Below are 12,466 nucleotides of genomic sequence, written 5' to 3'. Positions count from 1 at the left end.
AAAATCAGCACATGAAACAGGAGTTAATGGAAATTACTGCACAACGATTATTAGCACCACGAATTTATGAAATGACTTTAAAAGGGGCACTGGTTGAACAGATGGAAGTTCCTGGTCAATTTTTACATCTTCGTGTACCACAAAATGATTTGTTGTTACGCAGACCAATTAGTATCAATGATATCAATCATGAAGAAGGAACTTGTCGCATTATTTATCGGGTAGAAGGTGATGGCACACGAGTATTTTCTGAAATGAAAGTAGGAGATAAACTTGATGTAATGGGGCCTTTAGGCAATGGTTTCCAACTTTCTGAACTTCATGCAGGAGATACAGCATTTATCGTAGGTGGAGGAATCGGAATTCCTCCACTTTACGAGCTGTCTAAGCAATTAATCGCAAAAGGTGTCACACCTGTTCATTTTTTAGGCTTTGCTTCAAAAGAAGTAATGTATTATGAAGAAGAATTTTTGGCATTAGGTGACACGTATATTGCCACAGACGATGGTAGTTATGGAACGCATGGACATGTCGGGCATTTATTAGCACAGATGATGGAACAACCCAATGCTGTTTTTTCTTGTGGTGCAAATGGGATGTTACGTGCCGTGGAAAGTCGTTATTTAGGTAAGATAGCGAACGTCCAATTATCCTTAGAAGCAAGAATGGCATGTGGAATGGGTGCTTGTTATGCCTGTGTTTGTCATTTACAAGAAGATGAAAGTGGTCAGAAAAGTGTGAAAATTTGTGATGAAGGACCTATCTTCCCAGCTGGAAAGGTGGTATTATAATGTCCAACCCCCTAGCTATCCGTTTACCTGGTTTGGAACTAACCAATCCAATTATGCCCGCAAGTGGCTGTTTTGGCTTTGGAAAAGAATATGATACGTATTATAATATTGATAAACTAGGTGCTGTTATGATTAAAGCAACAACTCCTGAAATTCGTTTTGGAAATCCGACACCGCGTATTGCGGAAACGCCTAGTGGAATGCTTAATGCAATCGGATTACAAAATCCTGGATTAGAAACTGTGATGACGGAAATTTTACCTGATTTGCAAATCAAACATCCAGATTTACCGATTATTGCGAATGTCGCAGGTTCTAGCCAACAAGATTATGTTGAAGTATGTCGTGAAATATCCAAAGCACCAAATGTCAAAGCGATTGAATTAAATGTTTCTTGTCCGAATGTAAAGCATGGTGGTATCACATTTGGAACTGATCCAGATGTAGCATATGAATTAACAAAGGCAGTTAAAGCTGTTTCTCAAGTGCCTATTTATGTCAAATTATCACCAAATGTAACCGATATTGTCCCCATCGCTAAAGCTATTGAAAATGGTGGAGCCGATGGTTTTACGATGATTAATACATTGTTAGGCATGCGTATTGATTTGAAAACACGTAAGCCAATTTTAGCAAATCAAACAGGTGGTTTATCTGGACCAGCAATCAAACCAGTGGCCATTCGTTTAATTAATCAAGTTGCTAATGTATCAACACTGCCAATTATCGGAATGGGTGGTGTGATGACGGTGGATGACGTGTTAGAAATGTATCTAGCAGGAGCCAGTGCAGTTGGTGTAGGGACGGCAAACTTTACGGATCCGTATATTTGTCCAAAATTAATTGATGAATTACCAAAACGAATGGCCGAACTGGGAATTTCATCACTAGAAACATTAATTAAAGAAGTGAGAGAGGGCAGAAATCAATGATCGAAAGACCAATTATTGCTTTAGATTTTCCATCAAAAAAAGAAATTGAAAGCTTTTTAGCCAAATTTCCTGCTGACGAAAAATTATTTGTCAAAGTAGGTATGGAGATTTTTTATCAAGAAGGGCCAGCAATTGTACGCTGGTTAAAAGACTTAGGTCATGATATTTTCCTAGATTTAAAATTGCATGACATTCCCAATACAGTTGAGCATGCAATGAAGGGATTAGCAAAATTAGGTGTAACAATCACCAATGTTCATGCGGCTGGTGGAATCGAAATGATGGCAGCAGCTAAACGTGGCCTAGCTAGTGGAACAAAATCTGGCGAGCCTGTTCCGCAACTAATTGCAGTGACGCAATTAACCTCAACTGGGGAGGAACAAATGCAAAAAGAACAATTAATCTCAGCAACATTGGAAGAAAGTGTGTTAAATTATGCGAAATGTGCTGAAAAAGCTGGACTTGACGGTGTGGTTTGTTCTGCACTAGAAGCTGCGAAAATTCATGAAGCAACTTCTGACGAATTTATGTGTTTAACACCTGGTATTCGTCCAAGTGGAGCGGCTGTAGGAGATCAAAAACGCGTGGTTACACCAGCATTAGCACGAGAAATTGGTTCAAGTGTAATTGTTGTTGGTCGACCAATTACCCAAGCAGATGATCCAGTAGCAGCATATCATGCTATTAAAAATGAATGGAATGGAGAAAAATAATTAATGACAACAATTGAAACGACAATCGCAAAAGACTTATTAGATATTGAAGCAGTATTCTTAAACCCTAATGACCCATTTACTTGGGCAAGTGGGATTAAAAGCCCAATTTATTGTGATAACCGCATTACAATGAGTTATCCAAAAGTTCGTAAAGCAATTGCACAAGGATTAGCTGATAAAATTAAAGCGACGTATCCAAATGTTGAAGTAATTGCCGGAACCGCAACTGCTGGGATCCCTCATGCAGCTTGGGTAGCAGATATTTTAGATTTACCAATGGTTTATATTCGCAGCAAAGCAAAAGACCATGGTAAAGGCAACCAAATTGAAGGCCGTATTACAGAAGGTCAAAAAATGGTTGTTATTGAAGATTTAATTTCAACAGGTGGTAGTGTTTTAGAAGCTTGTGAAGCAGCGAAACGTGAAGGTGCAGATGTTGTAGGTGTTTCAGCTATCTTTACTTATGAATTACCAAAAGGTGTAGCGAATTTCGAAAAAGCTGGAATTGCTTTAACAACGTTAACAAACTATTCTACTTTAATCGAAGCTGCATTAGCTTCAAACTACATTAAAGAAGATGATGTAGAATTATTAAAAGCTTGGAAACAAGACCCAGAAAACTGGAATAAATAAGAAAACAAATAAGAATAGTTGGAAAATCGCGCTTAAGTAGAATATTAAGTGCGATTTTAGCCTATAAAGGAAAGTGAAGATCAATGATGGGGTTATCTGAATTCCCCGTATTAGTCAGTTTTATTTCAATTTTTATTTCGATAGGTATGCTTTTATATTCGTTGAAATATCGAAAAGCAGAAAATTCGTATTTTTTTATTTTATTGTCTCTACAATTATTTCTTTATATATTTGGTTATTTCTTAGAATTGGTGTCAGATAACTTCTATGAAGCCTTTTACAGCGTTCGTATGCAGTATATGGGATTTCCATTCATTCTATCAAATAGTTATTTATTTTTAAGAGATATTTTTGGGCAAAAAAAAGTTACGAAGTTTCAGTTGTTTATTTTGTTTATTTTTCCCATGATAAGCTCTATAGGAATGCAAACATATCCGTATCAACGTCTTTTTTACGAAGATGTACAGTATGTTTCGAATACTATTATTGCAAACGCGCAAATCACACCAGGACCACTGTACCACATTCATGTTGTCTATCAATATTGTGTTACAGTTTGTATTTTAGGCTTATTATTTGAAGCGTTTTTTGGCGACAATTCTTTAATGAAAAAACAAAGTGTGCCTTTATTAATTGGTTTTTCTTTACCAATTTTTACCTCAGTCATTTATGTGATGGCTGAAACAGATAAGGTGCGTTTTGATTATACGCCTTTAGCGACACTTGTTACGATTGTCATGTTGATTTATTCTTCGAACAGTCATAATCTTTTACGAGTCATGCCTATTGTTAAAGATCAAGTGATTGATACAATGGCAGATGGATTTATCGTATTTAATAAGAAAAAACACTATATTGATGCGAATACTTCTGCGAAACACATTTTTCCAGAATTAAATAAAGTGAGTGCAGGAGAAAGTATTCCACTCTTAGAACAGCTCTTAACCAATAAACAAATCGTCGTTTTTGTTGATGAGATTGAACACATTTATGAAGTCTCGCAAATTCAAGAAATTACCAATTTTAAACAAGGCGGATATTATATTGTATTACATGATGTTACAGAAAAAGAACAATTACTAAAGGAATTACACGTACAAGCGACGATGGATTACTTAACAGATATTTATAATCGAAGAGCATTTTTTGACAAGGCAGAGCAATTACTGATAAAAAATCAAGAAGATACAGGAAATATAGCATTACTTTTGGATATTGATAATTTCAAACAGATTAATGATCGTTATGGACATCCCTGTGGAGATAAAATATTGCAAATTTTATCTTATGAAATGCGTCAAAGTATGCAAGGATTTCAGCAGGCTGTGTTCGGTCGATATGGAGGGGAAGAATTTTCTTTTTTATTCACTTCGATTGATATTGAACAAGCAAAAGTAATAGCTGAAATGCTTCGACAAAAAATTTCTGAAACTGATTTTACATGGGTAAATCAAAAAATTGAAGTCACAGTTAGCATTGGTATTAGTGTTTCCAATGAAAAAGAAAAAATATCATTAGAAGACTTACTTTTACAAGCAGATGTGGCATTATACGAAGCTAAAACAAAAGGACGAAATCAAGTTTGTTTGTATAAAAATACACAAGAAATGCACATAAATTCAAGTGCAAAATGATTTTCTTTTTATTTGAAATTTGCTAGCATAAAAAAATGAGTGATTATAACACTCATTAAAGGAGGAAATTCATTGAAGAAAAAAAGGAATATGGACGTGGAATGGAGCTACTCTGGAGCTAATGGTCCAGAACATTGGCACACCTTATGTGATTGGTACGCTGAAGGAGCGAAATATCCTTATCAATCACCAATTCATCTGATTCATGATGAAACACAAGACATTGGCGATGAAATTCTTTCTTTCCACTATAAAAAAGAAAAATTTACCGAAAAAGAATTCAAAAACACTATCCATTTTGTACCCTACAACACAGAAAGTTATGTTGTTTTCAAAGGCGTCGAATATCATTTGACAGATATTCATTTCCATATGCCTAGCGAACATGTCATTGATGACACACAAACAGAATTAGAATTTCATTTAGTGCATACAAATGCAAACCAAGAAAACTTAGTAGTAGGAGTCTTGTTTAATTTAACAGACAAATTAAATTGGATTTGTAACGATCAAGATGATAGTATCTGGGATTTTGATCATCATATCCAATGGTTCGATCCATCAATTTTCTTACCAGAAAAACACAGTCATTTCCATTATGTAGGCTCGTTAACAACGCCTCCAACCAAAGGACCTGTGAATTGGTTTGTCTTTGATACAATCGGAGAGATGAGCCGCTTGTTTATTGAAGAGTTTCGTGAAGAAGTGTTAGAAAACAATAATCGTCCGCTACAAAATAAAAAAGATCGTCCGATTTACTACAGTAAATAAAGAGAAGAAACAGTCATTAAGTTGGCTGTTTCTTTTTTTTAGAAGGAAAGAAACTATTATCGCATACGCGATATAGAAATAAAGAGAATTAATACATACAAATCGCCTATTCGAACTATTATTGCATTTAAAATAATCCTATCAAAATCAATCCACCCTCACCAAATTTAGCAAAAATTGCACTTCAATAAAACCCACCCAGCAACAACATCAACAAACATCCTTCAGATTCTAAATACGTAAAAAAACCTCTCATTACACATCGTAATAAGAGGTAATAGCTATTTTTTCAATTTTAGTACATTTTCTTCATATGGAGTGACATAATAAGTCGTTTGATTTTCATAAATCACATAACCAGGTTTGGCACCATTTGGTTTACGAATATGTTTCACTTGAACGAAATCAACGGGAACTTGTGCTGAATAACGATATTTTGAGTAATAAGCTGCGATTTCGGCAGCTTCTAAAATTGTTGTTTCGGATGGTTCATTGCTACGAATAATGACATGTGATCCAGGAATATCTTTTGCATGTAACCAATAATCGGTTTTACGCGCAGTACGTAAAGTTAATTGGTCATTTTGTAAATTATTTTTCCCAACTAGAATTTCTGTACCATCCGAAGATAGAAAGTGTTCAGGTTGTGATTTTTTCTCTTTTTTCCTTGTTTTCAGATTGCGATTTTTTAAATAGCCTTGCTCAACTAACTCTTCACGAATCACATGAATATCCATAGGTCCTGCTAATTCCAGTTGCGATAAAATCGATTCTAAATAAGTTAATTCTTCTTTGGTCTCACGGATTTGTTCTCCGATTAATTTTACAGCATTACGTAATTTTTGGTAACGTTGAAAATATTTTTGGGCATTTTGATTGGGTGTTAATGCTGGATCAAGTGCAATTTCTATTAAACGGTTCTCGTCATAATAGTTTTCTAATTGAACAGCAGTAGCACCTCTAGGAACTTGCGTCATAAATGTGGTTAGCAGTTCGCCTTTTTGACGAAATTCTTCAGCATTTTCTGAATCGGCAAGTGTTTGTTGTCGTTTTTTTAATTTTAATTGGTTTCGTTTGTATTCATTTTCAACTTTTTTTAACAGCTCACTGCCTTGTTGTTTGACTCGATCACGCTCAGCTTTTTCATGGTAAAAAGCATCTAAGAGTGTGCTTAAAGAAGGATACGTTGTCAGTTCAATACCATGTAAAGAAGGATAAAGAATCGGTGTGAAGAATTCTTTTTGTTCGGTTTGAATATAGGTTGGTACTGGCGCTTGCAACTCGTTAAAAAATGCTTGCCATACTGGAAGTTTTTCATTAGGTTTTTCGTTTAAACGAGCGGCTAATTCGTCAGCAGTATCTTTTCCTAATCCTTGGAACCGTTGCTGTAAAGCTTTGCCATTTAGTTCAGGAAGTGTAGATAGCTTTTCAAAAATTTGCGTATCGCTGGCTGTAAATGGATTTAAGGTATCTTGCTTAGGAGGAGCGATATATTCCGCACCAGGCAGCAATGAACGATAGGTGTTATGTGCACTACCGATATGCTTAATCGCATCTAAAATTTTACCAGTCTCTTTATTTAAGAGTAAGACTGTGCTATGGCGTCCCATTAGCTCCACAACTAAAACAATTTGCTGCAAATCACCTAATTCATCTCGTTTTTTAAAATTAAAATGTAATACACGATCATTATCCAACTGTTCAATTTGTTCTAAAATAGCACCGTCTAAATATTTACGAAGCATCATAACAAAATTAGGTGGAGTGTCTGGATTTAAGTAGTTCATCGAAGTTAATTGAACACGTGCATAATTTGGATGAGCTGATAATAACAATTTATGATTTTTTCCTTTTGAACGAATGATTAAGACGATTTCATTCTCATAGGGTTGTTGAATTTTATTGATTCTTCCATGAATCAGTTCTTCGGATAACTCTTTTACCATTAAATGGGTAAATACACCATCAAAAGACATCGTTTATCCCTCATTTCTTAAATAGTCTTTCTCCATTATAGCTAAAATACTTCAGAAAACAAAGAGGAAGATAGCGTGAGGAAAATTCAAAAAATATTAGAAAAAAACAAGTGATTTAGGAACTTACTTGACGATTGTGTTGTTTAATTGCTAGTATTTTAGTATAGTTAAAAGATAATTTACTAAAGCGGGTGTATCCATTGAAAACGATTAAAATGATAGCAGAAACGATCTTGTTCCAACTGCAAGAATCATGGATAGAATTTGGCTATGCAGTCAATGCCAATCGTAAGAAAACTCTTATCCGAATAGTGATTACGGCAGTTTTAATGGGCGCATTAACCTTAGCCATGCTGACAGCAAGTCCTATGATTCGGAAAGCGCAAATCGATCAACTGATTATTAATGAATTACCAACAGAACAAATTATTCCTTTTTCTTATGAGCAAGGCGATCGAGAAATTAAGAATAAAGCAGCTATTTCAGTCATGTTCACTAAACCTAATGGCGAACAATACGATGACGTGATGGCTTTGTTGAGTGAAAAAGGCGATGAATTGAATCGGAAATTTTATTATTATCCTATTGTTTATGATGCAGACGTATTGAAACAGCAATACAATGTAGAGCCAGACAAAGTTACGTTTATTTTCTTTCAAAATGGTGTTGAAAAAAATCGTTTTACGCTGGATTCGCTAGAAGATGCCGAACAAGACTTGGTTCCTGAATTAAATCGTTTGCCAATGTTTAATATTCAAGCTGCAGAAAAAGAAGAGAATTAAAATAAAAAGCTAATTTACTAGTTGACGGATACTAAAGATTACGGTATTCTAATTTCAACATTACTAAAGGAGGAAGTATTCATGAAACTATTTTACGCGTATCAACCAAAAACATGGCAAAACTGGCGTAGATAGTTGTATTAGTGGATGCTTTAATCCATAGATACAACTTTTTAGAGAACATTCTAAAGTGTGTATCTATGTCGGTAAATGAACTTGTAAATATCGCCGCATAGAGGAATAAATCTGTGTGGCTTTTTTGTTGAAGCAATTGCCACGCGCAATTGCTTTTTTTACTTTTAAAAATGTATAACAAAATAGAAATGGGGAGAAAAAATGAAAAATAAAGGGTTAATTGCAACATTAATTGTCATTTTTGTCGTTTTAATTGGCACATTTGCTTTCCAATATGGAAAAGCAAGTGCAGAAAAACCAAAAGGAGCAGACAACTCGGAAAACAAAATTGTCGGAATTTTGCAATTTGTTAGTCATCCCGCACTTGATGCTATTCGTGATGGCATCGAGGATTCTTTAAAAGAGGCGGGTTATATCGAAGGTGAAAATCTAACGATAGAATATCAAAATGGTCAAGCCGATCAAAGCAAGTTAGCGACGATGAGTGAACAACTTGTCAATAAGAAGTCAGATGTTATTGTAGGTATTGCCACACCAGCTGCTCAAGCATTAGCAAATGCCACACAAGATATCCCAATTGTTTTAGGGGCAGTTACTGACCCAGTCGGTGCTAACCTTGTTGCAAATATCGAACGCCCAGGTGGCAATATCACGGGTGTTTCAGACAAAGCACCCGCAGATGAACAAATTCGTTTAGGAAAAGAATTGATGCCCGATGCTAAGACGGTGGGTATGCTGTATTCCTCAACCGAAGACAATTCTAAATATCAAGTGGAAGAAGCCGCTCAAGCAGCTAAAGAATTAGGGCTAGAAGTCAAAACGTATCCAATTCCATCCACAAATGAAATTACACAAACCGTGCAAGTAATGAGCAATGCCGTTGATTTCATCTATATTCCACTCGATAACACTATTGCCAATGCGATGCCAACAGTTGTCGGTGAAGCTAACAAGAAAAAAGTACCGATTATTACGTCAGTTGATACGATGGTTGAACAAGGCGGATTAGGAACTATTGGAATTGACCAATATACTTTAGGTAGAAAAACTGGAGAAATGGTGGTTTCGATTTTAGAAGGAGCAGATCCGGCCACTACACCAATCTACACATTTAAACAAGGGGATGTCATTTTAAATGAAAAACAAGCTGAATTTTTAGGAATTAACATTCCCAAAGAATTAAGAGAACAAGCAAAATTTGTTGGAGGTGACGAAGAATGATTATTTCTTCTATTGGACAAGGGTTATTATGGGGTGTTTTAGGTTTAGGAATTTTTATGACCTATCGAATTTTAAATTTTCCAGATATGACAACGGAAGGATCGTTTCCTTTAGGAGGAGCAGTATGTGTGGCAGCCATTGTTCAAGGTATTCCGCCAATTATTGCAACTTTTCTAGGTGTTTTAGCTGGCATGTGTGCAGGGTTGGTGACTGGTTTGTTATATACGAAAGGAAAAATACCAGTCATTTTATCAGGGATTCTGGTCATGTCTGCTTTGAATTCGGTGATGTTGTTTGTCATGCAGACCCCTAACTTATCACTATTAAATCAACCACGAATTTTAGACTTTTTTACAAAATTAAATCTACCAAATCATTACGACACGGTTTTTGTTGGTCTCATTGTCATTTTCTTATTAATTGCTTGTCTGGTATATTTCTTTAATACTGATTTTGGACAAGCGTATATCGCAACTGGAGATAACGAATACATGGCCCGTTCTATGGGGATTAAAACGGATCGTATGAAAATTATTGGCTTAGTCTTATCCAATGGCGTCATCGCTTTAGCTGGGGCATTGATTGCTCAAAATGACGGTTATGCCGATGTAAGTAAAGGAACTGGGGTTATCGTTATCGGTCTGGCATCAATTATTATCGGAGAAGTTTTATATGGTGAATTAACTTTTACAGAACGTTTAATTGCCATTGTAGTTGGAAGTATTATCTATCAATTGCTCATCTTGTTAGTTATTCGTTTAGGGTTTGATACGACTTACTTGAAAATTTTCTCAGCAATCGTGTTAACGATGTGTCTATTAATTCCACAATTTAAACAAGCGTTACATCTTAAAACTGGTTTTGAAAGAGAGGAAAAATAATGGCTATTTTAGAATTAAAAAATGGAACAAAAATTGTTAATAATGGTCCTAGCGAACAAAAAGTTCTACTAAACAATGTGAACCTCTCAATTAATCAAGGCGAATTTATCACAGTTTTAGGTGGAAATGGAGCAGGAAAAAGCACGTTGTTTAATAGCATCTCTGGCACAATCCCATTAACTAAAGGACAACTATTTATTCATGATCAAGAGGTGACGAATTTTTCAGAAGAACGTCGTGCCCAGTACATTTCACGTGTTTTCCAAGACCCTAAGATGGGAACCGCACCACGGATGAGTGTGGCAGAAAACTTATTGTTAGCAAAAAATCGTGGACAAAAACGAGGCTTAAAATTACGTCAACTTAAACAAAATCGTGAGTTGTTCTATTCTTTATGTGCTGAAATCGGAAATGGACTAGAAAATCATTTGGAAACACCTGCTGGTAATCTTTCAGGGGGACAACGACAAGCGTTAAGTTTATTGATGGCAACTATTCAAACCCCCGAATTACTTTTACTGGATGAACATACTGCAGCATTGGATCCTAAGACGTCTAAACAATTAATGGAAATTACTGCTCGCCGTGTCGAAGAGCAACAGTTAACTTGTTTAATGATTACTCATCGCATGGAAGATGCATTGAAATATGGGAATCGAATGATTGTCTTGCAAAAAGGTGAAATTGTTAAAGACTTAAATGCAGAAGAAAAAGCTAAATTAACCTTACCGGACTTGTTGCAATTCTTCGAAGAAATTGTGTAACAGAACAAAAATTAGACAAATTTTAATTTTACTGTTGACAGATTCTAATTAAAACCATATACTAAATTCAATCTTACATCAGTTTGGAGCGATTTTTTATGAAAAATACACGACAACCAAAACTGAATAATTACTACTTTAGCTATTTTAGATAGGTTTGTATTCATGAAACCATGGGTACAAACAGACAGTTTGTATCTATGATGGCTAGAGCGATTCGTATTGATTTTAAGCCACGTAGATCAGGGAAAATCTATGGTGGCTAAGTATAAATTTTCATACTTTTTTTGAGTATTAAAATGTCCACTAGTAGATTTTTCAGCCTACTAGTGGACATTTTTTATTGTAAGGAGGAAGCAAGTGGAAAAAACAGCAATTAGTGGCTATACTCGTTTAGTTGGTTTTTTAGCTAGTCCAGCTAAACACAGTATTTCTCCCAAAATGCATAATTTAGCTTTTAAAGAAACAAATACCGATGCAGTTTATCTTGCTTTCGATGTATCAAAAGACGAATTGGAACACGGCATACAAGCGATTCGAACCTTTGATATGTTAGGAGCAAACGTCTCAATGCCTCACAAAATTGCCGCCGTTTCTCATATGGATGAATTAACAGAAGCTGCCGAGCTAATTGGGGCGATCAATACCATTATTCATCGTGAAGGTAAATTAATTGGGCATAATACGGATGGTATTGGTTTTTGTGAAAGCTTACGAGAAAATCAGGTACTCATCAAAAATGAAACCATGACGTTACTCGGCGCAGGGGGAGCAGCAACCGCAATGATTTGCCAAGCGGCTCTTGACGGGATGAAAACCATCCATATTTTTAGTCGTAAAAGCCCACGCTATGAACGGATGCAAGAAAAAATCAAAGAAATTACTGCAAAAACCAATTGTGTGATTACGCTAACAGAACTAAGTGATCAAAATAAATTAGCAACGGCTTTAGCACAATCAAGTTTATTAGTAAATGCGACAAGTGTTGGAATGTCAGACGATACATCGCCAATTAGCGACACATCGTTGCTGCGTAAAGACTTAACCGTCTATGATGCTATTTATAATCCACGCGAAACGTATTTATTAAAACAAGCCAAAACAGCGGGTGCTAAAACCATTAACGGTTTAGGAATGCTTGTGTACCAAGGTGCCGCTGCATTTGAATGTTGGACAGGCAAAAAAATGCCTGTGGAACAAATTAAACCAATTATTGAAAATAGTTAACAT

12 protein-coding genes are annotated in these 12,466 nt (G+C 35.6%); 11 read left to right on the top strand and 1 reads right to left on the bottom strand.

The window, feature by feature from the left end:
- The first annotated feature begins 11 nt into the window (after window positions 1-11).
- The 6 genes from AC4BC7_RS03865 (at window position 12) to AC4BC7_RS03840 (ending at window position 5,477) form a co-directional block, all read left to right on the top strand.
- A complete protein-coding gene (locus AC4BC7_RS03865) occupies window positions 12-791 on the top strand; it encodes a dihydroorotate dehydrogenase electron transfer subunit (protein ID WP_207940592.1) in 780 nt (259 codons plus the stop codon).
- Window positions 791-1,723 (top strand): dihydroorotate dehydrogenase, encoded by a 933-nt coding sequence (locus AC4BC7_RS03860; RefSeq protein WP_207940591.1) that lies wholly within the window; start codon window positions 791-793, stop codon window positions 1,721-1,723. Before AC4BC7_RS03865 ends, AC4BC7_RS03860 begins: the two co-directional genes overlap by 1 nt.
- Complete coding sequence (gene pyrF / locus AC4BC7_RS03855; RefSeq protein WP_243430445.1) at window positions 1,720-2,436, top strand: orotidine-5'-phosphate decarboxylase; 717 nt, start codon at window positions 1,720-1,722, stop codon at window positions 2,434-2,436. Before AC4BC7_RS03860 ends, pyrF begins: the two co-directional genes overlap by 4 nt.
- Window positions 2,437-2,439: 3 nt before the next feature.
- Window positions 2,440-3,072, top strand: coding sequence for an orotate phosphoribosyltransferase (pyrE, locus tag AC4BC7_RS03850; protein ID WP_243430443.1), 633 nt, complete (start codon window positions 2,440-2,442; stop codon window positions 3,070-3,072).
- A gap of 83 nt (window positions 3,073-3,155) precedes the next feature.
- Window positions 3,156-4,706 carry a histidine kinase N-terminal 7TM domain-containing diguanylate cyclase gene (locus tag AC4BC7_RS03845; protein ID WP_243430441.1) on the top strand — a complete coding sequence of 517 codons (1,551 nt, stop codon included), beginning with the start codon at window positions 3,156-3,158 and terminating at the stop codon, window positions 4,704-4,706.
- Window positions 4,707-4,796: 90 nt separating this feature from the next.
- Window positions 4,797-5,477, top strand: a complete 681-nt coding sequence (locus AC4BC7_RS03840; protein ID WP_207940656.1) for a carbonic anhydrase family protein — start codon at window positions 4,797-4,799, stop codon at window positions 5,475-5,477.
- Window positions 5,478-5,758: 281 nt separating this feature from the next.
- Here the strand turns inward: AC4BC7_RS03840 and efbA are convergent, their stop codons facing one another.
- Window positions 5,759-7,453: a fibronectin-binding protein EfbA gene (gene efbA / locus AC4BC7_RS03835; protein ID WP_207940590.1), complete on the bottom strand. Its 1,695-nt coding sequence runs from the start codon at window positions 7,451-7,453 to the stop codon at window positions 5,759-5,761.
- Between the two features lie 200 nt (window positions 7,454-7,653).
- Between efbA and AC4BC7_RS03830 the strand changes: the two genes are divergently transcribed.
- From AC4BC7_RS03830 to aroE, 5 genes are all read left to right on the top strand, one after another.
- On the top strand, window positions 7,654-8,235 hold the full coding sequence (locus AC4BC7_RS03830) for a hypothetical protein (protein ID WP_490503899.1): 582 nt from the start codon (window positions 7,654-7,656) through the stop codon (window positions 8,233-8,235).
- 336 nt (window positions 8,236-8,571) lie between these two features.
- Window positions 8,572-9,591: a tryptophan ABC transporter substrate-binding protein gene (gene trpX, locus AC4BC7_RS03825; protein ID WP_207940588.1), complete on the top strand. Its 1,020-nt coding sequence runs from the start codon at window positions 8,572-8,574 to the stop codon at window positions 9,589-9,591.
- Window positions 9,588-10,472 (top strand): ABC transporter permease, encoded by an 885-nt coding sequence (locus AC4BC7_RS03820; RefSeq protein WP_490503898.1) that lies wholly within the window; start codon window positions 9,588-9,590, stop codon window positions 10,470-10,472. Before trpX ends, AC4BC7_RS03820 begins: the two co-directional genes overlap by 4 nt.
- Window positions 10,472-11,236 carry an ABC transporter ATP-binding protein gene (locus tag AC4BC7_RS03815; protein ID WP_490503897.1) on the top strand — a complete coding sequence of 255 codons (765 nt, stop codon included), beginning with the start codon at window positions 10,472-10,474 and terminating at the stop codon, window positions 11,234-11,236. The genes AC4BC7_RS03820 and AC4BC7_RS03815 overlap by 1 nt, the downstream gene beginning before the upstream one ends.
- A 360-nt stretch (window positions 11,237-11,596) precedes the next feature.
- A complete protein-coding gene (gene aroE / locus AC4BC7_RS03810) occupies window positions 11,597-12,463 on the top strand; it encodes a shikimate dehydrogenase (RefSeq protein ID WP_207940585.1) in 867 nt (288 codons plus the stop codon).
- Window positions 12,464-12,466: the final 3 nt, after the last annotated feature.

Source organism: Enterococcus sp. AMC1623 (genome assembly GCF_058216495.1).
The sequence above is the reverse complement of the archived record's forward strand: the minus strand, read 5'-3'. Positions and strand labels throughout refer to the sequence as shown.

Bases quoted from the DNA above. Each gene is read 5' to 3' on its own strand.
- AC4BC7_RS03860 (WP_207940591.1), top strand. From the start codon at position 791: ATGTCCAACCCCCTAGCTATCCGTTTACCTGGTTTGGAACTAACCAAT.
- AC4BC7_RS03820 (WP_490503898.1), top strand. From the start codon at position 9,588: ATGATTATTTCTTCTATTGGACAAGGGTTATTATGGGGTGTTTTAGGT.
- pyrE (WP_243430443.1), top strand. From the start codon at position 2,440: ATGACAACAATTGAAACGACAATCGCAAAAGACTTATTAGATATTGAA.
- trpX (WP_207940588.1), top strand. From the start codon at position 8,572: ATGAAAAATAAAGGGTTAATTGCAACATTAATTGTCATTTTTGTCGTT.
- efbA (WP_207940590.1), bottom strand. From the start codon at position 7,453: ATGTCTTTTGATGGTGTATTTACCCATTTAATGGTAAAAGAGTTATCC.
- pyrF (WP_243430445.1), top strand. From the start codon at position 1,720: ATGATCGAAAGACCAATTATTGCTTTAGATTTTCCATCAAAAAAAGAA.
- AC4BC7_RS03845 (WP_243430441.1), top strand. From the start codon at position 3,156: ATGATGGGGTTATCTGAATTCCCCGTATTAGTCAGTTTTATTTCAATT.
- AC4BC7_RS03840 (WP_207940656.1), top strand. From the start codon at position 4,797: ATGGACGTGGAATGGAGCTACTCTGGAGCTAATGGTCCAGAACATTGG.
- AC4BC7_RS03815 (WP_490503897.1), top strand. From the start codon at position 10,472: ATGGCTATTTTAGAATTAAAAAATGGAACAAAAATTGTTAATAATGGT.
- AC4BC7_RS03865 (WP_207940592.1), top strand. From the start codon at position 12: ATGAAACAGGAGTTAATGGAAATTACTGCACAACGATTATTAGCACCA.